Source organism: Nocardia sp. NBC_00403, assembly GCF_036046055.1.
Lineage (GTDB): Bacteria > Actinomycetota > Actinomycetes > Mycobacteriales > Mycobacteriaceae > Nocardia.
This window is the reverse complement of sequence record NZ_CP107939.1, coordinates 4,398,489-4,423,235: the sequence shown is the minus strand read 5'-3', so window position 1 is coordinate 4,423,235 and position 24,747 is coordinate 4,398,489. Positions and strand designations below refer to the sequence as shown.

Below are 24,747 nucleotides of genomic sequence, written 5' to 3'. Positions count from 1 at the left end.
TCCCATTGTTGGTGGTGCCGTAACGCGTCGGACCGGTCGGTCGCTTACAGTCACGACCGTGCAAACACCTGATGAGGTGCCGCTCCAACCACCGAATCGGTCCTGGTTGCAACGGTTAGACGAACAAACTTTCGGTGTCGCGCACGAGGTTGCGCTGATAGGTAGCCAGTTAACGCTGACCTACCGGGATCTGGATCATTGGGTCGGTCGAATCTGCCGGGAATTGACCGAAGCCGGTGTTGCCGAGTCGGATTCGGTCGCCGTGGTGGTGCCACAGCGACGCAATCCCTACACGACCGCGGCAATGTTGGCGATCTGGCGTCTCGGCGCGGTGTATGTACCACTCGCCGCTGATCAACCCCCGGAACGAACGCGATCCATGCTCGCAGCGTGCGCGATTCGATTCGCCCTGCTGGAGCCGGGAAATCCACCGCCGACGCTACCCGAAGAGATTGTCACAGTGACGATCCTGTCGCCCGACACCGTGGATGCCGCCGGACAGGATCCACCGACCTACCCGGCCATCGACCCGGACGACCTCGCGTACGTCATCTTCACCTCCGGCTCCTCGGGTGCACCGAAGGGCGTAGCAGTGCCGCATCGAGGCATCGCGGCCATGGCGGACGCTACCGCGGCAGCACTCGAACTCCGGCCCGGCGCACGCATGCTGCAATTCGCCCCGGCTTCCTTCGATGCCTCGATCGCGGAAATCACCTCGACACTGGGCGCGGGAGCGACGGCAGTGTTCGCCGCGCATGATGCGCTGACCGACGGTGTCGGCATCGCCGAAGTCATTGTCGCGCATCGCATCAGCCACGCGATCATGGTGCCTTCCGTGCTCGCGGCGATACCGGAGCACAAGATGCCGCCCGGCTTGCGACTCATCATCGCGGGCGAGGCGGCGAACTCGGCCGTGGTCGAGGAGTGGAGCGTCCGGCACCATCTCATCAATTCCTACGGGCCCACCGAAACCACCGTGTGTGCAACCATCAGTGATCCGCTGGTCGGTGCGGCACCACCCATCCCGATCGGCCGCGCCATCGAGGGCACCACCTTGCGGATCGTCGGTGACGACGGCACGGACACAGAGCCGGGTGCCGCGGGCGAGCTCTGGATCGGCGGACTCGGAGTCGCACACGGATATCTGGGATTGCCACAGGAGACCGCGGCGGCGTTCATCGACGACCTGGTGACCGGCCGAAGGTTCTATCGGTCGGGCGATCTCGTCCGGCAGCTCCCCGATGGCCAGCTCGAATTCCTCGGGCGCATGGACCGACGCATCAAGTTGCGCGGTCGGCGCATCGAGCCCGGTGAAATCGAAACCATCGCACTGCGGTGCCCCGGTGTGCGCCAGGCGGCCGTGGTGTCGACCGACACGCAGCTGGTCTGCTGCATCGTGGTCGACGATGCGATCGGTGCGATCGAGGTCAAGGGTTTCCTCACCGAACACCTCCCCGGCTATCTGCTGCCCGATCGCGTCGAGATCCGCCCCGAATTGCCGCGCACACCGCACGGAAAGACCGACTACGCCGCTGTGACGGAATCGGTCCGACAGACCGGCTCCCACCGCACCGCGCCGGAGACGATGACACCGGCGGAACGGGTGCTGTGCGAACTGTTCGCGGAAACGTTGAGCCTGCCCGAGTTCCATCCCGCGGACAGCTTCTTCGATCTCGGCGGTGAATCAATGGAAGCCGCCAAACTCACCCGCCGGATCCGGACAGTCCTCGGCGCGCGCATGACGATGCGGATGCTGCTCGATGCCCCGTCGCCCGCGCAACTGGCTGCGCTGCTGTCGATTTCGGAACCGGAGTTGGTGATCGGGAGATGACCGGAGCAGTCCGGTCGACGAGCCCGGATGACACGCACGTCTGGGATCTCACCGAACCGACGACACACTTGCGCGCCGACATGTCGGAATTCTGGCGCGACCGACGTCGGCGGCATCCGATCTTCTGGCACGAGGGTGCATCCGGCCACCCCGGATTCTGGGTGGTCTGCGGCTACGACCCGGCGGTGACCGTATACCGCGACAGCAAGCGATTCACCTCGCAACGGGGCAACGTCCTGCTCACCCTGCTGGCGGGTCGGGACAACGCGGCGGGCGCCATGCTGGCGGTGACCGACCCACCCCGGCATACCCGCCTGCGTCGGCTGATGACAGCGGCGCTGACACGAGATGCGGTGCGCGCGTTGGCACCCCGCATTCAGGAACGCACCAGGCGATTACTGGCCGAATGGTCGGGTTCGGGCGCTTTCGATTTCGCGGAGGAGATCGCCTCCCGGATCCCGATCTGGACCATCTGCGACCTACTCGGCATTCCGGACAGTGATCACGACCTGCTGGTGTCGTTGACCAAGCAGGCCCTGAGCTCCGAAGACGCCGCGCAGTCGGATGTCTCGGCCTTGGCCGCGCGCCAGGAGATACTGCTGTGCCTGCTCGACCATGTGGAGGACCAGCGCCGACACCCGGCCGAAGGCCTGATCACCGCGCTGATCGGCGAGGAATTCGAGGACGCGCCACTGTCGGACGAGCAGATCGTCACCAATTGCTACAGCATCATTCTGGGCGGCGACGAGACCAGCCGGTTGACCATGATCAACGCGGTACACGCCTTCGCCGAGGATGCGCGCCTATGGGACCGCTTCGAGGCAGCGGGCGATCTCGGCACGGCGGTCGAAGAGATCATCCGATGCTTCGCTCCCACCATGCATTTCGGACGTGTCGCGAACACCGACGTAGAAATACACGGCACGCACATCACGGCGGGAGAAATCGTCACGATGTGGAATGTCTCCGCGAACCGGGACGAGACCCGATTCTCCGACCCTGATGCGGTGCAGTTCGATCGAAAGCCCAATCCCCATCTGGCATTCGGGTACGGTCCGCACTTCTGCGTCGGTGCGCATCTGGCCCGCTTGGAGCTTGCGATCGTGCTGGACGAGATGCGGCGCACGGCCCGAACCATCATCCCCACCGGCAGACCACGACCGCTGTATTCGAACTTTCTGCACGGGTATGCCACCTTGCCGATCGAGCTCGTATAGCTCTCCCCCATCAGGCGGTACACATGAATCTCTCGAACTCCGACCGGTACCGGATCGGCCGCTCCCCTCGACCGGCGCAGGAATCGTGCGCGCCGCTGGACGCCTTCATTGCCGAGATGCGGGCCGAAGCGCCCTACATCGTGGGGTTCCCCGCCAATCTCGACTTCGGCTTCAGCAGGTTCGCCGGACTACTCGACATCTTCGCCACCAATGTCGGCGACCCGGACAGCGAGGACAAAGCGCGCGTCGGCGTCAAGGACATGGAGCTGGCCGTCGTCGACTTCGTCGCCCGGCTCGCCAATGGAGATCCGAGCCGGACTTACGGATACGTAACCGGCGGCGGCACCGAGGCCAATCAGTTCGGCCTCGACCGCGGGTGTGATCTGCTACCGGAAGCCAGAATCTATTGCAGTCGGGCAACCCACTATTCGGTCCGTAAGAGCGCCAAACTGATGCGCAAGGAATTGGTCGTCGTCGACTGTGACGAGCAGGGCCGGATCGACATCGACGCGCTGGCCCGCGCGTGCGCCGCAGACACAGGCCGCGGCGCCGTCGTTGTCGCGAACATCGGCACCACCATGACGGGCGCGATCGACGACGTGGACGCCATCATCACGGCGGCATCGGCGGCGGGCCGGGTGTATGTGCACCTGGATGCGGCATTGAGCGGACTCATCCTGCCGTTCACCCCCGAGCGGGCGTCGTGGGGTTTCGTGCGCGAGGAAGTCGGCAGCGTCACGGTGTGCATGCACAAGGCGCTCGGCATGCCGATGCCGAGCGCACTCGCGCTGTGCCGGTCCGAACTGGTCAGCTCGGAAGTGGCAGGCGAGTACATCGGCGCGACCGATGCCACCCTTGCCGGATGTCGCAGTGGGCTGGCTGTCGCACTGATCTGGCAGTCATTGGCCGCACAGGGGATGGCGGGGCTGGAGCTGACCGCACAGACCTCCCTCGAGATGGCCGAGCGGGCTGTCGAGAAACTCGCTGACGCCGGGCTGCGTCCTTCCCGAAATCCCCTGTCGATCATGGTCACTTTCGACCGGCCCGCCGAATGGATCTGTCGGAAATACCATTTGGCCACCGTCGGCGACCGCGCTCGCATCGTCACCGTGTCCCATGTGCGCAAGCAGGTGATCGACGAGTTGTGCCATGACGTCGCGACCGATGGTCGATAGCCACCGACCGTCCTGGTCACGATGCCGTCGGTGTGGCCTCGTCGTGGGTCGGGGGGTGCTGGCGGATCGGTAGCGGCGTCACCGTCGCATCGACGTTCGTTGCGACAGCTACGAATGCCTCCGCGGGGTGGTGGTGCAGCATGCGTGCGAAGGTTCGTGCCGAGGCCGGCCATGGGTTGGTGACGCGCCCGTTCTCGTGCTTGTACCAACTCCTGCCGGTCGCGGGCCACACGGTTTTGGCGATGGCCTGTGCCAGCCATTGCCGGTACTGCTGCATCGCGTCGCCGCTCACCTCGATCGCCGGGGCGCCGATCGCGTCGCGCCACCTCAGACAGGCCATGATGTAGGCGATCTGGTGTTCCTTCATGCCGGGGTTGCTGCCCGCCGGATTGAACGAGTTCGGTCCGGCGATGAGGAATGCGCTGGGGTATCCGGGCACGGCCAACCCCAGAAACGCCTCCGCCCCATCCGACCATTGCTCGTGCAGGAGTCGACCGCCCCGTCCGCGGACCGTCATCGGCGTCAGGAACTCCGGCGCCCGAAAACCGGTGGCCCACACGATGACATCCGCGCGCCGATGCGTGCCGTCGCCGGTTTCGATCCCGTTCCGGGTGACGCGCGCGATGGGATCGGTGACCAGCTCGACATTCTCCCGGCCCAGGGTGGAATAGAACCGACTGTCGAAAACGATCCGCTTGCTGCCGATCGGATAGTCGGGAGTGAGGGCCGCGCGTAGTGCCCGATCACTGACGTGTCGTCGCAAGTGGGTGCGTGCCACCCATTGGGCCGGCCGGGCGGACCAGCCGCGGTGCATGATCGGGGCCAACACGATGTCGGCGCCGTAGTACAGGGCCCGCCGGTAGAGCCGGTGAGCGCCCGGCGTCCGCAACACCCAGCGGCTGATCGAGCCGAACTCGGCCGACGGTTTCGGCAACACCCAGTGCGGAGTGCGCTGATACACGGTCACCGTGCGGGCATCGGCCGCGATCTTCGGCAGCAGTTGCGCGGCGCTGGATCCGGTGCCGACCACCGCAACATCCCGGCCGCGCAAGTCCTGGCAATGGTCCCAGTGCGCCGAGTGGAAGGCCGCGCCGGTGAAGTCCGCGCGGCCCGGGATGTCGGGGATATAGCGGCGATGCAACTGGCCTACGGCGAAGACGAGGAGGTCGGCCACGATGCGCTGTCCGGTCCCGGTGGTCAATTCCCACCGAGCGATGTCCTCGCGATAGGACGCTTCGGCGACGGTGGTGTGCAGGCGCAGGTGCGGCAGCAGGTCGTAGCTGTCGGCCACTCCGCGAAGATAAGCCAGGATCTCTTGTTGGCCCGGGTACCGCGTCCTCGCGCTGCGGTACGGCGCGAACGAGAACGAGTACAGGTGCGACGGAATGTCGCACGAGCAGCCGGGATAGGTGTTCTCCCGCCACACCCCGCCGACATCGCCGCCCTTCTCCAGTATCGCGAAGCTGTCGATTCCCGCCTGCTTCAGCGCGACCCCCATGCCGAGTCCGCCGAACCCACCGCCGACGATCACCACCTTCAGATCCAGATGCTCGTCCATGACGTTCCTCGATTCTACGGCCGCACCGGTGGACATCACTTGCGTCAGCAAACTATCCGCTGCAGCGTTGACAACAGGTTACTGGTTATGAAATCGAAAACCAGTAACAGTTCGGCAGTGTGTTGTCTCATAGGCGTGAGCGGGTAGTGACCGCGCTGGTACATTGCACGAACTAAGCCTGACAAGAGATAGCTACAGATCTACTACTCCACCTACGAACGTAGATAATTAGGTACAGCACACATACAGCTACCAGTCGGGGGAATCGACTCCGGCGCGACCACCTGGAATAAGCCCGACCCATCGACTCGGCGGGTGTGTTCGTCATCGAGGCGACCGAAGGGGTAGAAAGGTCGAGGCCGAACAGCTTCGCGCGGTCACGCACATTGCACCTGTCGAACGAAGAGAGCGGATTCATGGCGACCTCTACAGCGCGCGCACAGATCGGGGTTACCGGCCTGGCAGTCATGGGCAGCAACATCGCCCGAAACTTCGCCAAGCACGGCTACACAGTGGCGCTGCACAACCGCAGCGTGGCCAAGACCGACGCCCTGCTCGAGGCGCACGGCGACGACGGCGACTTCGTGCGCACCGAGACCATCGAGGAATTCGTCGCGGCGCTGGAGAAGCCGCGCCGGGTGCTGATCATGGTCAAGGCGGGCGATCCGACGGACGCCGTCATCGAGGAGCTCGCGGCGGCCATGGAGCCGGGCGACATCATCATCGACGGCGGCAATGCGCTCTACACCGACACCATTCGCCGTGAAGCGGCCATGAAGGAACGTGGACTGAACTTCGTCGGCGCGGGCATCTCCGGCGGCGAAGAGGGCGCGCTCAACGGTCCCTCGATCATGCCCGGCGGCCCGAAGGAGTCCTACGACTCGCTCGGCCCGCTGCTGGAATCGATTGCGGCGCAGGTCGACGGCACGCCCTGCTGCACCCACATCGGGCCCGACGGCTCGGGGCACTTCGTCAAGATGGTCCACAACGGCATCGAGTACGCCGACATGCAGCTGATCGGCGAGGCCTACCACCTGTTCCGCGATGCACTCGGCTTCGGCGCCAAGCAGATCGCCGAGGTGTTCACCCAATGGAACTCCGGCGATCTGGAGAGCTATCTCGTCGAGATCACCGCCGAGGTGCTCGAACAGGTCGACGCGAAGACGGGCAAGCCGCTGGTCGATGTCATCGTCGACGCCGCTGAGCAGAAGGGCACCGGCCGCTGGACGGTGAAGGCTGCGCTCGATCTCGGGATTCCGGTGACCGGTATCGCTGAAGCGGTGTTCGCGCGGGCGCTGTCCGGGTCCAGGGCCCAGCGCAAAGCCGCGGTCGGCCTCGCCTCCGGCAAGCTGGCCGATAAGCCGACCGACGTAGCGCAATTCACCGAAGACATCCGGCAGGCGCTCTATGCGTCGAAGGTCGTCGCCTATGCGCAGGGCTTCGATCAGATCGCCGCAGGCAGTGTGGAATACAACTGGGACCTGCACCCCGGCGACCTGGCCACGATCTGGCGTGGCGGCTGCATCATCCGGGCCCGCTTCCTGAACCGGATCAAGGAGGCCTACGACGAGAACCCCGCCCTGCCGAGCCTGATCCTCGCTCCGTACTTCCGCGAAGCAATCGAAACGGCCATCGACAGCTGGCGGCGCGTGGTCTCCACCGCAACCCTGCTCGGCATTCCGGTGCCTGCATTCGCCTCGTCGCTGTCGTACTACGACGCCCTGCGGGCCGAGCGTCTCCCGGCCGCACTCACCCAGGGCCAGCGCGACTTCTTCGGTGCACACACCTACGAGCGCATCGACGCCGAAGGCAAGTTCCACACCCTCTGGAGCGGTGACCGCAGCGAAGTCTCGGCCGACTGACACCAAGCCGATATCGACAGCCACGACCGGCGTGCGGTTGCCGCCCACGCCGGTCATGCTGTGGCGCAAGACCTCAGCCGAGAGTGTCGGCGCCTGCCTCGCGTCGAACCAGCCGGCCGCTGTGGATCCCAGCCTTGGCAAGCCCGACGGTTGCTCACCTCGCGCCGAGGCTGTAGAAAACGGTGCGGCGCGCGGGATCTCGTGTTGCCTTGCCTAGCGGAGTGGTGATGTGAGCTTCTGGATCGACGTACCTGCCGAGACCGATGAAGAGCGGGTGGCGGCCTGGCGGCGGCAGCTCGCGCCGTTGGTTGCGGATGTGTTCGCCACCTATTCGGCTGGGTTCTTCGCCGACTACTCGCCGGAGTCGTTGGCCGAATTGGAACAGTTCGTCCTTGCGGCACTGCCGGATCCGGCCGTCATGAAGGAACCCTCTGCCCTACCCGTCGTCAAGGCCGCCGTCGGGTACCTCGGCGAGACGCTGTTGCGAGCAGGTGGCGGCGAGTGGCTCTGGGGGCAGGGGAAATACGCGGGCACGCCGTGTGTCGCACTCGAAGCGGACGCTGCGCAACTGGCTCCCATGGAATACATCACCAAAGCCGTCCGCGTCCGCGACGGCAACCAGTTCACCCGGCTGTGGTCGCGCATCGAGGCCGGGCATGGCGCCGACTCCGCAGATCTGCTGCTCACGTTGGTCGAGACGATCGTGCAGAACCGCGGCTATTCCTGCACAATCGAATCCGACGAATTGCTGTTGTCCGGAGACGGGGCGTCCGACTGGGTGCTGCCGTTGGACAATCTGCGCCGGAAGATCGCCGCGGAGCCGCAGGACCAGTGGCCCGCCTTGGTGGCGGATCATCTGAGCACGATGTTCGCCGAGCTGGACGTCGCGGCGACGGACCCGCTCGACCTGGACGACTTCGAACGGATACGACCATTACTGCGGGCACGGATGTACCCGGAGGATATGGCGGACGTCGGCATCCCGGTCGTGGCACGAACCCTTGCTCCCGGACTCGCGCAGCGGGTGGTGATCGATCAGGTCAATACGATCGTCGCGGTCACCTATGACCGCCTGTCCCACTGGCAGATTCAGGAACAGGACCTGTTCGAGCTCGCGGAGGACAATACCCACGACGACGGACTTCTCACAGTCGAAGATCTCGAAGACGAAGACGGCGAGCGGATCTTCGGCCTCTATGGCTCGGGCGACTATGCCAGCGCACATGTGCGCTGGCTCGGCGCGTATCCAGTGGTCGGACACTGGGGTGCGGCATTCGTGGTCCCGTGCGAGGGCACGGTCTTTATTCACCCGCTCAATGGCACGGACGCCTATGTCACCGTGGGCACGCTGGCGAAAATGGCGATGGTGACGCACGCCGAGCGGCCTTCCCCCGTGAGCCCGTCGGTCTATTGGTGGAACGACGGCATCATCGAACTCGCTGCCGAGGTTCGCGAGTCCGGTGACGAGCTCGAACTGCACGTCTCGGCGGAATTTCAGGAAGTGATGGAGCAGATCGCCGAATATGCCGACGGCCCGGGCTGATACGTAGCCGAACGATGTCATCGCCCCAGCCTGCTCAATTCCCGGCCGAGGTGGATCAGCCGAGCTGGATGGATCGGCGGGGCCTCGGCACCGTGGCCGACCGATTGACCTGACCCGACAGCGGTCGTGGCAGTGGGCCGAACATCGTCGACAGAGTTCGTACGCCCAGAGCGTAATAACTAGGCACGCTGGGCCGAGGTGGCCTTACGCTCTGACTATGACCGAGCATCCGAGACTGCACTCGATCCCCGGTGGACGCGACGAGCAGCGTCGACGACCGGAGCAGCAGTCCGAACGGGAGCCGCTGTGGCGTGAAGTGCTCGGACAACAGTTACGCACGCTTCGACAGGACCAGCGCGACACCATCGCCGAAACGGCAGGACGTGCCGGCGTCTCACCGCAATACCTGTCCGAGGTGGAGCGTGGTCGCAAGGAACCCTCGAGCGAGATGATCGCCGCGCTGGCCGGGGCTCTCGGCACCACCCTCGGGGGACTGACCGAGCAGGTGGCCGACGAACTGCGCGCTCATCGCCGGCTCACCCTTCTCCCCCGGTCCACACCGCAGTCGGGCACCGCGCCGACAATGCTGGCGCTCGCGGCCTAGCCACTCCTGATCATCTGGTGTCGCAGGGCAATTCAGCGCCGCCGAGTCAGGAGCGCGCTTCCAGCAGGCGGTCGACGAGACCGTAGTCGACGGCGGCCTGCGCGGTGAAAACTCGATCGCGGTCGGTGTCGTGCCGCAGCCGTTCCGGCGGCTGTCCGGTGTGCTTGGACAGGATGGACTCGATCTCCGCGCGCATCCGCACGAGCTCGTCGGCCTGCAAGATCAGGTCGGGAATCGCGCCCTGTCCGCGCGAGGCGGGCTGGTGCAATACCACTCGGGCATGCGGAAGCATGGCGCGGCGACCGGGCGCCCCGCCCGCCAGCAACACCGCACCGACGGCGATGGCCTGACCGACGCAGGTGGTCTGCACCGGTGCGCCGATGTGCTGCATGGTGTCGTACACCGCGAGCATCGCAGACAGGTCGCCGCCCTCGCAGTTGATGTACAGGTTGATCTCCTGCTCAGGTGCCTCCGAATCCAGATGCAGCAGCTGTGCGATCAGCGCATTCGCCACACCCGAGTCGATCGGCGTGCCGAGGTAGACGATCCGCTCGGCGAGCAGGTGCGAGTAGATGTCGGTGATCCGCTCACCGCCGCGCGGATGCTGCGCGATGACATTGGGAATCGTGTAGCTGGTCATGCCGATATTCCGATCCGCTGGCGTTGGGGCACGATCTGCCCGAACGAGTCGACAATGTGGTCGATGAAGCCGTACTCCTTGGCCTGTGTCGCGGTGAACCAGCGGTCGTGCAGCGAATCCTCGTAGATCCGGTCGAAGGGCTGCCTGGTGTCCTCAGCGATGATGCCGAGCACGGTGTCCACCGTGTACCGCAGGTCTTCGGCCTGGACCTCGACGTCGACCGCGCTGCCACCGATGCCGGCCGAGCCCTGATGCATGAGCACCCTGGCGCGCGGCAAGGCGAAACGATGCCCTCTGCTGCCGGAGGACAACAGGAATTGCCCTGCACTGCATGCCAATCCGAGTGCGAGCGTGGAAACCTCGCATGGCACGAGCCGCATGACGTCACGGATCGCGAGCATCGTGGGCACCGAGCCGCCGGGAGAATGAATCCACAGCGAAATACCTGCCTCCGGGTCCTCCGCGGCGAGCGTGAGCAGCTGTGTCATCAGCAACGTCCCGTTGTCGTCGTCGAGCGGACCGTCGAGCACGAGTATGCGGCGGCTGAGCAGTTGCTCGCGAGCTCGCCAGCTGAACATTCGAGTGTTGTTGTCGTCGTGAGCCATACGTCCACCGTGCCGCACCGACAGCCCGAAAAGCGGCTCGCGCTGCCGTGAGCAGATCTGCCCACAGCAGCGACGACGAGCTCGCCCCGCGACGCAACCATGACATCCGGCGGGAAGGCATGACATCTCAGCGTTTTTGGGCGCGGGTGCGGACGTGGATGCGTTCGCCGTGCTTTCCGAAGAGGCTGAGGACTTCGACGCTGCCGCGTCCGGCGGCGCCGAACCAGTGTGGAACCTGGCATTCGAACTCGGAGGCTTCGCCGCCGCCCATGATGAAGTCGTGGTCGCCGAGTTTGGCGCGGAGTTGTCCGCGGAGCACGTAGAGCCACTCGTAGCCTGCGTGGGTCCGCAGGTGGGGTTCCTGGTCGTGTGCGGGGATGGTCATCTTGTATGCACGTGGTTCCCCCTGTTGACGCGACAGTGGAATCAGCACTCGGCCGTCTTTTCTGGTGGGATGCTGCGGCACGCGAGGGTCGAGGATCCGGGGTGCTGTGGCGATCTCATCGAGTGGGATGCCGAGGGCAGCGGTGATCGGCAAGAGGAGTTCGAGGCTGGGCTTGCGCTGAGCTGATCCCAGTCGGGACAGGGTGCTGGTCGAGATGCCAGTAGCGCGGGCGAGGTCGGACAGACTGACGCCCTTCTTCTCGCGGGCGCGCCGCAACCGGGGAGCAATCTGCTCGATCACGGCATCGACACTCGGTTGCTCTTCCATGAGATCCAGTCAATCAATGTGTCCCGGATTTCGATCAATGTGTCCCGGATTCAGCAACAGTGTTTGTTGGTTTCGGGTGACACCCCTGATGCTCCGGTTCGGAGGTGATCCAAATGGACGCAACAACGGATACAACGAACAACTCAGTGTCAGAGGTGTTTTGGGACACAATCATTATCGGTGGTGGGGCTGCTGGGCTATCAGCCGGCGTCGTACTCGCGAGAGCACAGTTCGCGACCTTGGTCGTTGATGGTGGTCCACCCCGGAACGCATCCGCCGACCACATGCACGGGTACCTGACACGCGATGGCATGTCGCCGAGCGAGTGTGTTTGCTGATGGCCACCACCGTAGAGTCGTCCCGGACCAGTCGCTCCGACAGGCTGCCTGCCGGGGTGTACCTGCTGGGTTTCAGCCTGTTCGCGATGGGCAGTGCTGAATTCCTGATGGCTGGAGTCCTGCCCGCGGTCGCCACCGACCTCGACGTCGCGCTCTCCTCAGCCGGAATGCTCATCACCGCGTTCGCGTTAGGCGTTGTCTTCGGCGGGCCGCTTTTCGCCGTGTTCAGCCTCCGCTGGCCACGTCGCACCGCCCTGGTTGCGACCCAGGTGGTCTTTGCCGTCAGCATCATCGTCGGCCTGCTGGGCAACTACCAAGTCATGCTGCTTTCCAGGGTCGTTTCCGGACTCGCCTACGCCGGCTTCTTCGCTGTGGCGTCGGTGACCGCGATCAGCCTGGTAACCCCGGACCGCAACGCTCGCGCGTCCGGCGTCGTGGTCAGCGGCCTCAGCGTAGCCATGGTCGCCGGTGGTCCCGCCGGGACGCTGCTCAGCCACTTCACCGATTGGCGCGGAGGATTCTGGGCCGTCGTGGCCCTGACCCTCGCCGGAGCCATTGCCTGCGTAGTCGGACTCCCCGCCGGCACATCGGCCACCGACCCGGCCACCGGGTCGAGCCTGTCACGGGAACTCGCCACGATGCGGAACCCATCGCTGTGGGGCGTATACGGGATCACCATCCTGACCACCGCGGCGTACATGATCTCGTTCAACTATCTCGCGGCCATGCTCGCCGACATCACTGGTATCCGTGAGGTCTGGATCCCGGCCATCCTGGCGCTCTTCGGGGTGGGCGCCTTCATCGGACTTTCCATCGGTGGCAGGATCTCCGATCAGCGCCCTCACTTCGCACTGATCACCGGCGCGGTCGGCGTTGTGATTCTGTCGGTCGTCATGGTTGTCGTGATCGAGCAGATCTGGGCAGTGGCGCCTGCGGTGTTCCTGACAGGTATCGCCGCGTTCGTGCTCAACCCCGCCCTCTACGGGCGCGTATTCGCCATCGCGGCCGATGCCCCCACCATCGCGGGCGCCACAACCGTGTCGGCTTTCCAGCTGGGCATCAGCATCACACCCGCGCTAGCCGCCGCGACACTCACACACGGTGCCACTCTCACCTCGGTGTACTTGATCGGAACCGCTCTCGCCGCAGCCGCTGTCCCGCTCATCCTCCTTGACCGAGCACGACAGGCACGATCAACGGCAACGGGCAACGGGCAACGGGCAACGGGCAACGGGCAACGGGCAACAGCTGACATCACCCACCGCCTGAACAACCAACCGTCCGGCGCGTGACAAGGCCGCCACAGCCGGTTGGGACTCGATAGGAGACAGCAGTGACGCACCTCAAACGCCCCGCTCGACATTGAAGGCCGCCGACGCCTGGTCCAGCGATGCAAGACCCGACCGATCGCCTACGTCGTCGCAGAGATAGAAACTCCTGTACGTGTGCATCGAAACCTTGCGTAGGTGAATTGCCCGAACGGGCCGCTTGAAATACAACTAGGCCCCAGCTGGACACAGATGAGCTGGGGCCTGGTCTTGTCGCGGTCATCTGCCCACAGCAGGCGTCGGCACATCGAACGCAAGAGGAAGCGGGCTTTCAACTCTTCGCGCCGCTCGAGTCCTATACTTAGCTACCTCCGTCACTATCGATGGACGCAAACGCGGGTCGGGAGATCGGCGAGATTCTTATTCGATACAGGCAACCAGCGGCGAGACCCCGGAACGCAGACGAGCGCTTCGACCTTTCACCGAATTCCGAATCGCGACAAGCGATTTCGGCCGAATTTTCGAGCAGTGCCGAAGCTTACGCGCCATTCGCCGCACGATAGGGGAATATCGATGGGCACGACATTGCAAGAATTGCGTGAGCTGGTGCGCGCACCTGTCATTACCGCCGACGATCCGGGTTACCACGAGGCACGCACGGTCCACAATGGAATGTTCGATCGCCGTCCGCTGGTCATCGTTCGACCGGAGCAAGTCGCCGACGTCGTCGCGGCAGTGAACTTCGCGCGCGACGCAGGACATGATCTCTCGATCAAGGGCGGCGGGCACAGCGCGCCCGGATTCGGTACCAACGACAGCGGCGTCGTCATCGACTTGTCATTGATGCGCTGGGTGCACGTCGACCCGAGGTTTCGCACCGCACGAGCCGGGGCCGGGGCAACCTGGGGCGACTTCAATTACGCGACACACACCTATGGGCTCGCGACGACCGGCGGGATCGTGTCGACCACCGGCATTGCCGGGCTCACCCTCGGTGGCGGTATCGGATATCTTTCCCGCGCATACGGATTGACGATCGACAACTTGCTGTCGGCCGATGTGGTCACGGCCGACGGGCAGGCACTGACCGCGAGCCCGACCGAGAACGAAGACCTCTTCTGGGCGCTGCGCGGCGGCGGTGGCAACTTCGGCGTTGTCACGTCGTTCGAGTACCGGCTACACCCCGTCGACGAGGTCTACGTCGGCCTGTTCTTCTACGAACTCGAGCACGCAGGGGCGCTGCTGCGCTTTTTCCGAGACTTCATCCCCGTCGCGTCCGAAGCCTACGGCGCATTTCCCGCCTTCCAGATCGCTCCGCCGCTGGAGTTCATCCCCGCCGACCGGCACGGCGACACGCTCTGCGCCGCGATCGTGCATTGGGCCGGACCGCTCGACAAGGGCAAAGAAGCGATGCAGCCGTTCCGAGACCTGGCGCCCAGAGTCGGCGAAATGGTCGGGCCGATGCCCTATCCAGCCCTGAACACCGCGTTCGACGCGATCTTCCCCAAGGGCATCCGCAGCTACTGGAAAGGCAGCTTCGTCACCGAATTGACCGACGCTGCCATCGAACAACACCTGATCTACGGCCCGAAAGTGCCCGAGGTGAGCGCGACAATGCATATGTATCCGATCAACGGCGCCTGCCACCGAGTCGCGGCAGCGGACAGCGCATTCCCCTATCGCAACGCGACGTTCGCGACCGTGATTCTGGCCTCCTGGCAGGATCCCGCCGACGACGCAGAGCGCATTCAATGGGTTCGCGATTACTACAACGCGACCGCACCACACTCCGAGCCCGGCGGCTACATCAATTTCATGGACGACGACGACCGGTCCCGCGTACCCGAGAATTACGGCGAGAATTACCAACGGCTTACCGAGGCCAAACGAACCTATGACCCGGACAACCTGTTCCACCTCAATCAGAACATCAGCCCGGGCACATGACCGAGCTCATCTCGCGTGCAGAGGGCGTGCGGTTCGACGAGCTCGCCCTTGCCACGCGCAACCATGGCATGCCGCTGGAAGGCATGCGCTACGACCTCACGCCGATCGGCATGCACTACTTGCTGATTCATTTCGATATACCCGAGGTCGACGCATCGACCTGGCGGTTGCGCGTCACCGGAAGCGTCGAGCGAGAACTCGAGCTGTCTGTCGAAGACATCAGATCCCGGCCCGCGACGACGACGCCGGTCACCCTGGAATGCGCCGGCAATGGACGCACCGCGATGGACCCGCGCAACGTCAGCCAGCCCTGGGGACTGGAGGCGATCGGCACCGCATCGTGGACGGGCACACCGCTGCGCGGCATCCTCGACGAGTGTGGTGTGCGAGACGGGGCGGTCGAGGTGGTCTTCACCGGGGCCGATCGCGGTTTCCAGGACAACGTCGAGCACAACTACCAGCGCTCGCTCGGCATCGGCGAATGCGGCCGACCCGAAACGCTGCTCGCGTACGAGATGAACGGCGCGGCTTTGCCGCCGCAGCACGGCTTTCCGCTGCGGCTGCTCGTACCCGGGTGGTATGGCATGACGAGCGTCAAATGGCTGCGAGAGATAGAGGTCGTCGACCAGCCGTTCACCGGGTTCCAGCAAACGTCGGCCTACCGCTACCAACAGCACAATCACGATCCCGGGGAGCCCGTATCACGAATTAGATTGCGTGCGTTGATGATTCCACCAGGAATTCCGGACTTCCAGACTCGGCGGCGCACGGTCGAAGCGAGCGCCGTCACGATTCGCGGCCGTGCGTGGTGCGGCACCGCCCCCGTGGCAGGCGTCGAGGTCGGCATCGATGGCGTGTGGCAGGACGCAATATTGGGTCCCGTGCTCGCCGAATTCGCCTGGCGCGGGTGGAGTTACGTGTGGGACGCCCGCCCGGGTGAGTATCTGCTGAGCTGCCGCGCCACCGATGCCGACGGCGGCATCCAGCCGTCCGCACCGGTGTGGAACCTCCAGGGCATGGGAAACAATTCGATTCAGAGCGTCGCCGTCACGGTCCGCTGATCAGCGGCAAGAAAGCAGCAGCTTCTTCCGCGCCTTGCCCATCGCGTTTCGCGCGATACCGCGACGACGTGCATCCGGCGCGGGCGTTTGCGGAATGCCAGGGGGTTTTCTACGAAGGCGGTGATCGACTCGGTGTCGGCGATGTCGCCGACGACGTAGACAACCACCCGCGGCGCACCGATCACGACCGCATCACGGATGGCGGGAACAGATGCGGTCGCCGAGATGTTGCCAGATGGTGGCCGGGGGCGACGACGAGAGAGGATGACCGTGCAGGTCGAGATCTGGACCGATATCAACTGTCCCTTCTGCTACCTGGGGAAAGCACGCTTCGAGCGGGCGTTGTCGGAGTTCGCGCACCACGACGACGTCGAGGTGGTGCATCGTTCGTTCGAATTGGATCCGACACTGTCGGCCGACGAATCAGGTCCGGTGATCGCGAAGATCGCGCGCAAATACGGGATCAGCGAGGCGCAAGCGGCGGCCAATGAACGCGGCATCGGCGCCCAGGCCGCCGAGCTCGGTCTGCCGTACCTGACCGAGGGGCGCGACTACGGCAGCTCCTTCGATATGCACCGGCTGTTGCACCACGCGCTGGCGAAGGGCAAGCAGGACGAGCTGCTCGACGCCCTCTACCGCGCGAACTTCGCGGAGCAGCAGTCCTTGTTCGGCGACCACCAGCGGTTGGCCGAGATCGCAATCGGCGCCGGCCTCGACGAAACGGGCGTCCGCGCGGTGCTCGCCGACCCCGATGCCTACGCCGACGCGGTGCGCGCCGACGAACAGGAGGCAGCGCAGCTCGACGCCACCGGTGTGCCCTTCTTCGTCATCGACCGGAAGTACGGCGTCTCCGGCGCCCATCCATCCACGGTGTTCGCCCAAGCTCTCGATCAGGCATGGGGCGATCGTGAACCCCTCGTGCAGATGGCCGGCGGTGCGGACGTCTGTGGTCCGGATGGATGCGAGCTGCCCGCTCACGATTGAACTGCGCGACAGCCGAATCCGGATCGCGACGCAACAGCGCACCCGGGCGGCTTCCACCGCGGAAGAGTTCGCCGCTAGCCTTCCGGGGGCTTGCGCCAGACCAAAAGATAGCGCCAGAAGAGCAAGCGGCGGACGTCCGCGCCGGGCAGGACCGCAGTCGCCTCGTCGCGGACTTCGCGCGTCGTCAGGGACGGGTCGAGCACGACAGGCATCTCGCCTTGCGTGGGTTCTCGTGCGTACCAATCGCCTCCGCTCGTGGCCCTGGCCGTAGCAAATACCGTGGCGCATACTCGCTGCGCGGCGAGTGCGGCGAGCTCGATGGGGAGTTCGCGGGGCAGGTCGGTCCTGGGCAGTGCGATCGCGGCGAGCACCCCGCCGGGGCGTAGTGCTGCCGCCATGCGGGGCAACGCTTCCGCAAGCGGCATGTGGTGCAGCGCGGCCACCGAGAAGACCGCGTCATAACGCCCTTCGGGGACGATGTCATCGCGCAGGAAGTCGGCGCGCACACATGTGACATTGTCGGGCACCGTGCGTTCGGCCGCCGCGATCATCTCCGGCGAGCGGTCGAGCGCATCGACGTGGTGCACTCGGGCAGCGAGCGCAGTGGCGAAAGCGCCTGCGCCGCAACCCACATCCAGCACATCCGCACACGGCGTCGGGAGGTGACGGAGCAAGGCCCGGTGGTAGTACGCGTTGTGGTCCCAGGCGAATCGGCTCACCCCGGCAAGCCTAGTGTGCGTGCGACCCGGCCCCCAGGCCGATCAGGACAGCGCCGCGCGGCGGAAACACGTTCTCGGCGACGAATGGCGATACACCCCACGCTGCTGCGTGCCGTTCCGGTCGTCGACATTCCGCGGAGGCGGCGGTCGCCGCTGCTCAGCACCACCTGTGTACTGCTGCTCTTCGCGTGCATGAATTGACATATCTGTTCGGCTCTTCTGCCGAGTCGGTGTCCACCTGAGCGGACTGCGCGGGCCATAGTGGTTCGTATGGGCCACCAGCCAACAGTCGCCGACGTGTTTCGACCTTTGCTGCGCGCCGCACTCGGGCCCCGACCGGCGATCGGGTTCGAGTTCTGGGACGGAAGCGCAATCCACCCCGAGGGGGAGTATCCGGGCACGATGCGCGTGCGATCCAAGGACGCGCTCAGCCACCTGGTGTGGGCGCCTGGCGAACTCGGCCTCGGCCGCGCTTTCGTCTCCGGCACTGTCGATCTCGACGGCGATCTTTTCAAGATCCTTCGATCACTGCAGTCGACGGCGCCCCGCGACGCCCGCCTCGGTCTCGACGCCGCGTGGAAAGCCGTCGGCGCGGCGCGGCAACTCGGCACGCTCGGTCGACCGCCGCAGCCACCTCCCGAGGAGGCACGGCCGCGGCGCGGGAAGCTGCACACCACACGCCGCGACGCGGCGGCGATCAGCCATCACTACGACGTCGGCAACGACTTCTACCGGTTGGTGCTCGGGCCGAGCATGACCTACTCCTGCGCACGGTTCGCCGCACCAGGCGACGACGGTCGTCGCGGCGCGGATGCCGCGCTGTCGCTCGAAGACGCCCAACGCGCCAAGCACGACCTGATCTGCCGCAAACTCGGTCTGGCCGAGCAGCAGGGGATGCGGCTGCTCGATGTCGGCTGCGGCTGGGGCTCCATGGCGATGCACGCGGCTTCGACGTACGACGCGCAGGTGGTCGGTGTCACGATCAGCAAGGCACAGGCAGATCTCGCGCGCGAGCGCGTCGCCGAGGCGGGAATGTCCGCGAGCGTCGAGATCAGACTCGCCGACTATCGCGAACTCCGTGGCGAGACATTCGATGCCATCTCCTCGATCGGCATGTTCGAGCACGTCGGAACCGAGCGCGCCGCGGAGTACTTCGACACCCTGCGCACCTTGCTTCGTCCTGAAGGACGGCTGCTCAACCACGCGATCTCCTCGGCCGGCGGGTCCACCATGCGTAGCCGCTCCTTCATCGGACGCTACGTCTTCCCGGACGGCGAACTCCTCGATGTCGGCGAGGTCGTGCTGGCCATGGAGCGCGCGGGCTTCGAAGTGCGCGATGTGGAGTCGCTGCGCGAGCACTATGCGCTGACCCTGCGCACCTGGGTGGCCAATCTGGAAGAGGCTTGGGATCAGGCGGTTTCACTGGTCGGCGAGGGCCGCGCACGGGTGTGGCGGCTCTACATGGCGGCCTCGGCCCTCGGCTTCGAGGACGGCGGCCTCGGCATCCATCAGGTGCTCGCCGTCGTGCCCGATGCACAAGGACATGCCGGTATGCCTGCGACCCGACGCGCCTGGGGCTGACCCCACCGCTCGAGGCGAACGTCCGACCGATCGGTGATTCGGGTCGCCAACACGAACCGATCGAGGTGGGTGCCGCAGTCGGCAACCCGAAACGAATGCCTTTGCCGTGGTGCGTGTCTCATGCCTGCAGTACCAGACCCGACATGGAATGAATGCCTGCGCTCCCGCGCCGGACATCGCGGCCGAGCGCAGGGTGGCCGGTGGGCATCCTTCCTCCGGTAGGCCCAATTCCGGATGGGCGCGGTCGCGGTATCGATCAACCGTGCCACTCCTGCACCTCACGCGCTCATCCCTCCACCAGTACGGCCGCTCCCGCCGCTTCGGGTGATTCGACGCTCGGCAGACCGAACCACCACCTGTCGCGGTGGCGCGCTACAGCTCCGGTAGCGGCGGTGCCGGCGGGAAGACGACCGGTAGCGCGGTCAATGCCCGGTGGAACGGGCCAGGGCGCCAGGTCAAGTCGGACAGCGATCCGGCTAGTCGGATCTCGGGCAACGCGTCGAGGAGTTGGTCGATGGCGTCCTGGGCGATCATGTAGGCCATCGAGCTGGCGGGACACACGTGCGGACCTGCGCCCCACGATAGGTGAGACCGGTTGCCGGAGTGCTGGTCGACGCTGATCTCGGGATCGTTGTTGCAGGCGGCCATGCTGATGACGACCGGTTGATGGGCGGGCAGCCAGATGTCGTCGATCAGGATCGGTTGTCGCGGAAAGCTGATACAGAAGTTCGCCATCGGCGGATCGGTGAACAGCACTTCATCGAGGGCGTCCCTGGTCGAGAGGCTACCGCCGAGCACCTCGCTGCCGAATCGCTCGTCGGTGAGGATCAGCAGCATGGTGTTGACGATCAGATTCTGCTGCGGTTCGATGCCCGCGCCGTAGAGCGTGGCCAACTGGTGCACCATCTCCGTATCGCTCAGACCGGAAGAGTGCTGCACCATCCGCGTGGTGACATCGTCGCCGGGTTCGGCGCGTTTGAGCTGCGTCAGCTCCAGCAGCGCACCGACGAGCATCTTGTTGCCACGGTCCGCGTCGACACCTTCGAAGATTGCCGCCATACCGGTCGCGGCCTGCTGTGCGATCTCGGCCGGACAGCCGAGCATGGCGTTGAGGACCGCGAAGGCGAGTGGAAACGCATACCCGCGAACCAGATCCGCGGACCCCGCCGTACAGAACGAATTGATCAGCGGGGTCGCGATCTGGGCCACGGTGTCGTGCAGCCAGTAGGGATCGACCTTGTCCAGACCCGCGGTGTTGGTTTGCCGATAGCGGAGGTGCTCGTTGCCGGCATTCCGCAAGGCGTTCGGCCGCCACTGCATCATCGGCAACACCGGGCAGCCGGTGGGAATGTCCTGCTGCCAGATGCGCGGGTCGGCTGGGAAATGGTCCTCGTCGTTGAAGATCCGAAGCGCCGTGTAGTACCCGACCACCAAGGTGGCGGGCACACCCGGCGCCAAATCCACCGGCACCAAAGACCCGTATCTCTTCCGCATCTCGCGATAAGCGCCATGCGGGTCTGCTGCGAACTCCGGCGAATACAGCGACGCCCGTGGGCCATCGGTATCGATCGGCGAACCGAGCTGCGCGCGACCGGAGGGGCCGGGCGCGGAGGACGGGGGCATTGTCATCGGAGGAACTCCAGGCGGTTGAACAACAAAGCCCAGTGAGCCTAGGCAGCTACCGACGGGTATGCACCCGGAATCATTCCCCGTTCAGGTAACGATGCGGAGTGGATGTTCGAGTAGACCTTTCAGTTGCTGGAGGAAGGTGGCGGCCGTGGCGCCGTCGACCGCGCGATGGTCGGCCGACAGTGTTACTCGCAGAATCTTGCGACCGACGACCTGACCGTCGAGCAGTTGCACCTCGTCCGCGGCGGCGCCGACGGCAAGGATGGCCGCTTGGGGTGGGTTGATCACGGCGGTGAATTGTTCGATGCCGAACATGCCGAGGTTGGAGATCGTGAAAGTGCCGCCGCTCATTTCGTCCGCGCGCAGCTTGCGGGCGCGGGCCCGTTCTGCCTTGTCCCGGCTCTCTGCGGCGATCTCGGAGATGCTCTTGCGGTCGGCATCCCGGATGACCGGCACGACGAGCCCGGCCGGGATCGCGACGGCCACCCCGATATGAACGCCGTTGTGCCGCAGCAGCTTGTCCCCCGCGTAGGAGACGTTCACCGACGAGTCGGCACGCAGTGTCGCGGCCACTGCCTTGACGATCAGGTCGTTGACACTGACCTTTCCGGCGCCGGCGATCCGCAGTGTCTCGTTGATGTCGGCACGGAAGGCCAGCAGGTCGGTGACGTCGATGGCGCTGGTCAGGTAGATGTGCGGCGCCTGTTGCATGCTCTCGGTGAGGCGTTTGGCCGACACCTGCTGGACGGTGGTGAGCGGCACCTCCTCGAAATCGTCGTATCCGGCCGGAATCGCTTGTGCAGGAGACGATTCGCTTGCAATCACACCCGCGGCCGCGACAGCCGTCGCCGCGGTGCCGGCGGACACAGCGATACGCTGCGCGGCGGAATCCACATCCTGTCGAGTGATCCGACCGGCGGGGCCTGTCCCTGTCACGGCGGCCAGGTCGACGCCCAATTCGCGTGCGATCTTGCGAGCGAGTGGCGAGGACTTCGGGCGGCCACCCGAAACAGCGGTGGCCGAAGTCTCCTGTGTACGAACGACTTCGGTCGCCGTTGCGGCCGCAGCGCCGTCGGTTGCCGATTCGGTCGGCACGGGCGGAGCAGACACCGGCGGAACGGATTTCGCGATCGACCCGGTGCCGTCCCCGATCAGCGCGATCGGGTTCCCGATGGAGACACGGGTTCCCGGCTCGGCCAGGATCTGTTCGAGCACCCCGTCGTCGTAGGCCTCCAACTCCATGAGGGCCTTGTCCGTCTCGATCTCGGCGAGGACGTCACCGCGGGTGACCTTGTCGCCGACCTGTTTGAGCCAGGCGACGACGACGCCCTCCTCCATCGTGTCGGAGAGCCGCGGCATGGTGATTTCTGGCATGTTGTCGTCCTCGGGTTCTCAGCGGCGGCGGCCGACGGCGGCGAGCGTTTCCAGCGCCGCCGTGTGCAGGGATTCGGCCGACGGCAGCGCCGCCTGCTCGAGCGATTTGGCATACGGCAGTGGCACTTCCGCCGCGGCAACCCGCCGGACCGGTGCGTCGAGGTAATCGAAGGCGCCATCGGAGATGGTCGCCGCGACCTCGGCGCCGATCCCGTAGGTCAGCCAGTCGTCTTCCGCCACCACGGCACAGCCGGTCTTGCGCACCGAGGCCACGATGGTCTCGCGATCGAGCGGACGCAGACTGCGCAGATCGACAACCTCTGCGGAGATGCCGGATTCGGCCAGCCGCTCGGCGACCTGGGTGGCGATCGTCGCCATCCGCGAGTAGCCGATGAGCGTGATGTCGGCGCCCTCGCGGGTGACCGCCGCCTTGCCGATCTCGGCAGGCGGAAGGTCGTCCGGCACTTCACCTTTGGTGTTGTAGAGCGCGAGGTTTTCCAGGAAGAGCACCGGGTCGTCATCCTCGATCGCGGCCCGCAGCAGGGCGCGGGCGTCGGCCGGGGTGCTCGGGGCGACGACTTTGAGACCGGGCACGAAGGCGTAGTAGAGCTCGATGTTCTGCGAATGTGTCGCGCCGAGTTGCTGACCGCCGCCGCCAGGGGTGCGGATGACCATCGGCACGCTGGTCTGCCCGCCGAACATGCCGTAGATCTTGGCGGCATGATTGACGATCTGGTCCAGCGCCAGCAGCGAGAAGTTGATCGTCATGATCTCCACGACCGGGCGCAGCCCCAGCATCGCGGCGCCGACCGCGGCGCCGACGAAACCCTCCTCGGCGATCGGAGTGTCGCGCACGCGCTTCTCGCCGAATTCGGCGAGCAGGCCCGCGGTGATCTTGTAGGAGCCTTCGAAGACGCCGATCTCCTCCCCGATCAGGAAGACGTCCTCGTCGCGTTGCATTTCCTGGCGCAGGGTTTCGCGCAGCGCTTCGCGATAGGTGATGACAGGCACGGTTGTCCTTTGCGTTTCAGAAGAGCGTGCGGTCAGAAGAGCGGATCGGCGGGCAGCCTGCGCGACTCTCCCCCCGCCACCGGCGTGGCGTAGGTGTAGTCGAACAGGGTCGACGGGTCCGGGTGCGGGCTCGCGTCAGCGAAAGCCACCGCCGCGTCGACCTCGGCCTCGACGGCCGACTCGATAGCCGCAACATCGGATTCGTCCAGAACGCCTGCGTCGATCAGTTCCCCGCGCAACCGCACCACCGGGTCGGATTCGCGGGCGGCCGCAGTGTCCTCGCCGCTGCGGTACTTCGCCGGATCGACCACCGAGTGCCCCTTGAGCCGGTAGCTCACCGTCTCCAGCAGCGCTGGTTTACCCTCGCGCCGAGCGGTTTCCAGCAGGTCCCTGGCAATATCGCGGACGGCGAGCACATCGGTGCCGTCGACCTGTTCCCCGCGCATCCGGTAGGCGGCGGCACGCTTGTACAGGTCGGGTTCGGCGGAGGATTTCTCGACCGTGGTGCCCATCCCCAACTGGTTGTTGATCACCACGAACACGACCGGCAGATTCCACAGCGCCGCGATATTGAGGGATTCGTGGAATGCCCCGATATTCGTTGTGCCCTCACCCATTTGGCACACCACCACGTCGTCCTCGCCGCGATAGTCGATGGCGAGTGCGGCGCCGACGGCGAGCGGAAGCTGACCACCCACGATGCCGTAGCCACCGAGCAGGCGGGTAGCGGTGTCGAACATGTGCATCGAACCGCCCCAGCCTTTGGACGTGCCGGTAGTGCGACCGTACAGTTCGGCCATCACCCGGCCGGGCTCGATGCCTTTCGCGAGGGCGTAGCCGTGTTCGCGATAGTTGGTGAACAGGTAGTCGGTGGGCCGCATTGCCGCGCCGAGGCCGACGACGGTGGCTTCCTCACCGAGATTGAGGTGGCAGTAGCCGCCGATCTTGGCCTGGGAGTAGCCCTGGGCGGCGCGTTCTTCGAAGCGCCGGATGAACATCATGTCGCGCAGGTAACCGCGCAGGGTGTCGGGCTCCTCGACGGCGAAGGCGTTGGGAGCGCGGTCGATTGTTTCGGTCACGGTGATCCT

21 protein-coding genes are annotated in these 24,747 nt (G+C 65.4%); 12 read left to right on the top strand and 9 right to left on the bottom strand.

Translation table 11 applies throughout. The annotated features are described in order from the left end of the window. Positions 1 to 58 precede the first annotated feature (58 nt). The 3 genes from OHQ90_RS19595 to OHQ90_RS19585 are packed head-to-tail and all read left to right on the top strand — an operon-like array spanning position 59 to position 4,223. Positions 59 to 1,831 carry a non-ribosomal peptide synthetase gene (locus OHQ90_RS19595; RefSeq protein ID WP_328399485.1) on the top strand — a complete coding sequence of 591 codons (1,773 nt, stop codon included), beginning with the start codon at positions 59 to 61 and terminating at the stop codon, positions 1,829 to 1,831. Further along, positions 1,828 to 3,048, top strand: coding sequence for a cytochrome P450 (locus tag OHQ90_RS19590; protein ID WP_328399483.1), 1,221 nt, complete (start codon positions 1,828 to 1,830; stop codon positions 3,046 to 3,048). Before OHQ90_RS19595 ends, OHQ90_RS19590 begins: the two co-directional genes overlap by 4 nt. Before the next feature lie 23 nt (positions 3,049 to 3,071). Beyond that, the gene (locus tag OHQ90_RS19585; protein ID WP_328399481.1) at positions 3,072 to 4,223 is read left to right on the top strand and encodes an aminotransferase class I/II-fold pyridoxal phosphate-dependent enzyme; all 1,152 of its coding nucleotides are present in this window, start codon (positions 3,072 to 3,074) and stop codon (positions 4,221 to 4,223) included. Between the two features lie 16 nt (positions 4,224 to 4,239). Here OHQ90_RS19585 and OHQ90_RS19580 read toward each other — a convergent pair whose 3' ends face one another. Next, entirely contained in the window at positions 4,240 to 5,781 is a 1,542-nt protein-coding gene (locus OHQ90_RS19580; RefSeq protein ID WP_328399479.1) for a flavin-containing monooxygenase, read from the bottom strand. Between the two features lie 416 nt (positions 5,782 to 6,197). On the opposite strand from OHQ90_RS19580, the gene gndA reads away from it, so the two are divergent. From gndA to OHQ90_RS19565, 3 genes are all read left to right on the top strand, one after another. Continuing rightward, positions 6,198 to 7,643, top strand: coding sequence for an NADP-dependent phosphogluconate dehydrogenase (gndA, locus tag OHQ90_RS19575; RefSeq protein WP_328399477.1), 1,446 nt, complete (start codon positions 6,198 to 6,200; stop codon positions 7,641 to 7,643). Between the two features lie 229 nt (positions 7,644 to 7,872). Beyond that, positions 7,873 to 9,186 (top strand): hypothetical protein, encoded by a 1,314-nt coding sequence (locus tag OHQ90_RS19570; RefSeq protein ID WP_328399475.1) that lies wholly within the window; start codon positions 7,873 to 7,875, stop codon positions 9,184 to 9,186. Between the two features lie 217 nt (positions 9,187 to 9,403). After that, positions 9,404 to 9,790, top strand: coding sequence for a helix-turn-helix domain-containing protein (locus OHQ90_RS19565; protein ID WP_328399473.1), 387 nt, complete (start codon positions 9,404 to 9,406; stop codon positions 9,788 to 9,790). 46 nt (positions 9,791 to 9,836) lie between these two features. Here the strand turns inward: OHQ90_RS19565 and OHQ90_RS19560 are convergent, their stop codons facing one another. The 3 genes from OHQ90_RS19560 to OHQ90_RS19550 form a co-directional block, all read right to left on the bottom strand. Then, the gene (locus OHQ90_RS19560) at positions 9,837 to 10,430 is read right to left on the bottom strand and encodes a ClpP family protease (RefSeq protein WP_328399471.1); all 594 of its coding nucleotides are present in this window, start codon (positions 10,428 to 10,430) and stop codon (positions 9,837 to 9,839) included. Beyond that, complete coding sequence (locus tag OHQ90_RS19555; RefSeq protein ID WP_328399469.1) at positions 10,427 to 11,035, bottom strand: ClpP family protease; 609 nt, start codon at positions 11,033 to 11,035, stop codon at positions 10,427 to 10,429. Before OHQ90_RS19555 ends, OHQ90_RS19560 begins: the two co-directional genes overlap by 4 nt. Positions 11,036 to 11,162: 127 nt before the next feature. Beyond that, positions 11,163 to 11,747 (bottom strand): helix-turn-helix domain-containing protein, encoded by a 585-nt coding sequence (locus OHQ90_RS19550; RefSeq protein WP_328399467.1) that lies wholly within the window; start codon positions 11,745 to 11,747, stop codon positions 11,163 to 11,165. 113 nt (positions 11,748 to 11,860) lie between these two features. Here OHQ90_RS19550 and OHQ90_RS19545 point away from each other — a divergent pair, with 113 nt between their 5' ends. From OHQ90_RS19545 to OHQ90_RS19525, 5 genes are all read left to right on the top strand, one after another. Next, positions 11,861 to 12,085 (top strand): FAD-binding protein, encoded by a 225-nt coding sequence (locus OHQ90_RS19545; protein ID WP_328399465.1) that lies wholly within the window; start codon positions 11,861 to 11,863, stop codon positions 12,083 to 12,085. After that, positions 12,085 to 13,377, top strand: a complete 1,293-nt coding sequence (locus OHQ90_RS19540) for an MFS transporter (RefSeq protein ID WP_328399463.1) — start codon at positions 12,085 to 12,087, stop codon at positions 13,375 to 13,377. The genes OHQ90_RS19545 and OHQ90_RS19540 overlap by 1 nt, the downstream gene beginning before the upstream one ends. A gap of 549 nt (positions 13,378 to 13,926) precedes the next feature. Beyond that, a complete protein-coding gene (locus tag OHQ90_RS19535; protein ID WP_328399461.1) occupies positions 13,927 to 15,300 on the top strand; it encodes an FAD-binding oxidoreductase in 1,374 nt (457 codons plus the stop codon). Beyond that, the gene (locus OHQ90_RS19530; protein ID WP_328399459.1) at positions 15,297 to 16,361 is read left to right on the top strand and encodes a sulfite oxidase; all 1,065 of its coding nucleotides are present in this window, start codon (positions 15,297 to 15,299) and stop codon (positions 16,359 to 16,361) included. Before OHQ90_RS19535 ends, OHQ90_RS19530 begins: the two co-directional genes overlap by 4 nt. 264 nt (positions 16,362 to 16,625) lie before the next feature. Then, positions 16,626 to 17,345 (top strand): DsbA family oxidoreductase, encoded by a 720-nt coding sequence (locus OHQ90_RS19525; RefSeq protein WP_328399457.1) that lies wholly within the window; start codon positions 16,626 to 16,628, stop codon positions 17,343 to 17,345. Positions 17,346 to 17,419: 74 nt separating this feature from the next. Here the strand turns inward: OHQ90_RS19525 and OHQ90_RS19520 are convergent, their stop codons facing one another. Beyond that, the gene (locus tag OHQ90_RS19520; protein ID WP_328399456.1) at positions 17,420 to 18,064 is read right to left on the bottom strand and encodes a class I SAM-dependent methyltransferase; all 645 of its coding nucleotides are present in this window, start codon (positions 18,062 to 18,064) and stop codon (positions 17,420 to 17,422) included. Between the two features lie 270 nt (positions 18,065 to 18,334). Between OHQ90_RS19520 and OHQ90_RS19515 the strand changes: the two genes are divergently transcribed. After that, complete coding sequence (locus tag OHQ90_RS19515; protein ID WP_442941137.1) at positions 18,335 to 19,645, top strand: class I SAM-dependent methyltransferase; 1,311 nt, start codon at positions 18,335 to 18,337, stop codon at positions 19,643 to 19,645. A gap of 372 nt (positions 19,646 to 20,017) precedes the next feature. Here the strand turns inward: OHQ90_RS19515 and OHQ90_RS19510 are convergent, their stop codons facing one another. The 4 genes from OHQ90_RS19510 to pdhA all read right to left on the bottom strand — a co-directional run bounded on the left by OHQ90_RS19510 (position 20,018) and on the right by pdhA (position 24,738). After that, entirely contained in the window at positions 20,018 to 21,274 is a 1,257-nt protein-coding gene (locus OHQ90_RS19510; protein ID WP_328399454.1) for a cytochrome P450, read from the bottom strand. Between the two features lie 84 nt (positions 21,275 to 21,358). Continuing rightward, positions 21,359 to 22,648, bottom strand: a complete 1,290-nt coding sequence (locus OHQ90_RS19505) for a dihydrolipoamide acetyltransferase family protein (protein ID WP_328399452.1) — start codon at positions 22,646 to 22,648, stop codon at positions 21,359 to 21,361. 18 nt (positions 22,649 to 22,666) lie between these two features. Continuing rightward, complete coding sequence (locus tag OHQ90_RS19500) at positions 22,667 to 23,650, bottom strand: alpha-ketoacid dehydrogenase subunit beta (protein WP_328412947.1); 984 nt, start codon at positions 23,648 to 23,650, stop codon at positions 22,667 to 22,669. A gap of 41 nt (positions 23,651 to 23,691) precedes the next feature. Beyond that, entirely contained in the window at positions 23,692 to 24,738 is a 1,047-nt protein-coding gene (gene pdhA / locus OHQ90_RS19495) for a pyruvate dehydrogenase (acetyl-transferring) E1 component subunit alpha (protein ID WP_328399450.1), read from the bottom strand. Positions 24,739 to 24,747 lie beyond the last annotated feature (9 nt).

Coding starts and splice junctions, on each gene's coding strand:
- OHQ90_RS19590 (WP_328399483.1), top strand. CDS start 1,828: ATGACCGGAGCAGTCCGGTCGACGAGCCCGGATGACACGCACGTCTGG.
- OHQ90_RS19585 (WP_328399481.1), top strand. CDS start 3,072: ATGAATCTCTCGAACTCCGACCGGTACCGGATCGGCCGCTCCCCTCGA.
- OHQ90_RS19580 (WP_328399479.1), bottom strand. CDS start 5,781: ATGGACGAGCATCTGGATCTGAAGGTGGTGATCGTCGGCGGTGGGTTC.
- gndA (WP_328399477.1), top strand. CDS start 6,198: ATGGCGACCTCTACAGCGCGCGCACAGATCGGGGTTACCGGCCTGGCA.
- OHQ90_RS19565 (WP_328399473.1), top strand. CDS start 9,404: ATGACCGAGCATCCGAGACTGCACTCGATCCCCGGTGGACGCGACGAG.
- OHQ90_RS19560 (WP_328399471.1), bottom strand. CDS start 10,430: ATGACCAGCTACACGATTCCCAATGTCATCGCGCAGCATCCGCGCGGC.
- OHQ90_RS19555 (WP_328399469.1), bottom strand. CDS start 11,035: ATGGCTCACGACGACAACAACACTCGAATGTTCAGCTGGCGAGCTCGC.
- OHQ90_RS19550 (WP_328399467.1), bottom strand. CDS start 11,747: ATGGAAGAGCAACCGAGTGTCGATGCCGTGATCGAGCAGATTGCTCCC.
- OHQ90_RS19545 (WP_328399465.1), top strand. CDS start 11,861: ATGGACGCAACAACGGATACAACGAACAACTCAGTGTCAGAGGTGTTT.
- OHQ90_RS19540 (WP_328399463.1), top strand. CDS start 12,085: ATGGCCACCACCGTAGAGTCGTCCCGGACCAGTCGCTCCGACAGGCTG.
- OHQ90_RS19535 (WP_328399461.1), top strand. CDS start 13,927: ATGGGCACGACATTGCAAGAATTGCGTGAGCTGGTGCGCGCACCTGTC.
- OHQ90_RS19530 (WP_328399459.1), top strand. CDS start 15,297: ATGACCGAGCTCATCTCGCGTGCAGAGGGCGTGCGGTTCGACGAGCTC.
- OHQ90_RS19525 (WP_328399457.1), top strand. CDS start 16,626: ATGACCGTGCAGGTCGAGATCTGGACCGATATCAACTGTCCCTTCTGC.
- OHQ90_RS19515 (WP_442941137.1), top strand. CDS start 18,335: ATGGGCCACCAGCCAACAGTCGCCGACGTGTTTCGACCTTTGCTGCGC.
- OHQ90_RS19510 (WP_328399454.1), bottom strand. CDS start 21,274: ATGACAATGCCCCCGTCCTCCGCGCCCGGCCCCTCCGGTCGCGCGCAG.
- OHQ90_RS19505 (WP_328399452.1), bottom strand. CDS start 22,648: ATGCCAGAAATCACCATGCCGCGGCTCTCCGACACGATGGAGGAGGGC.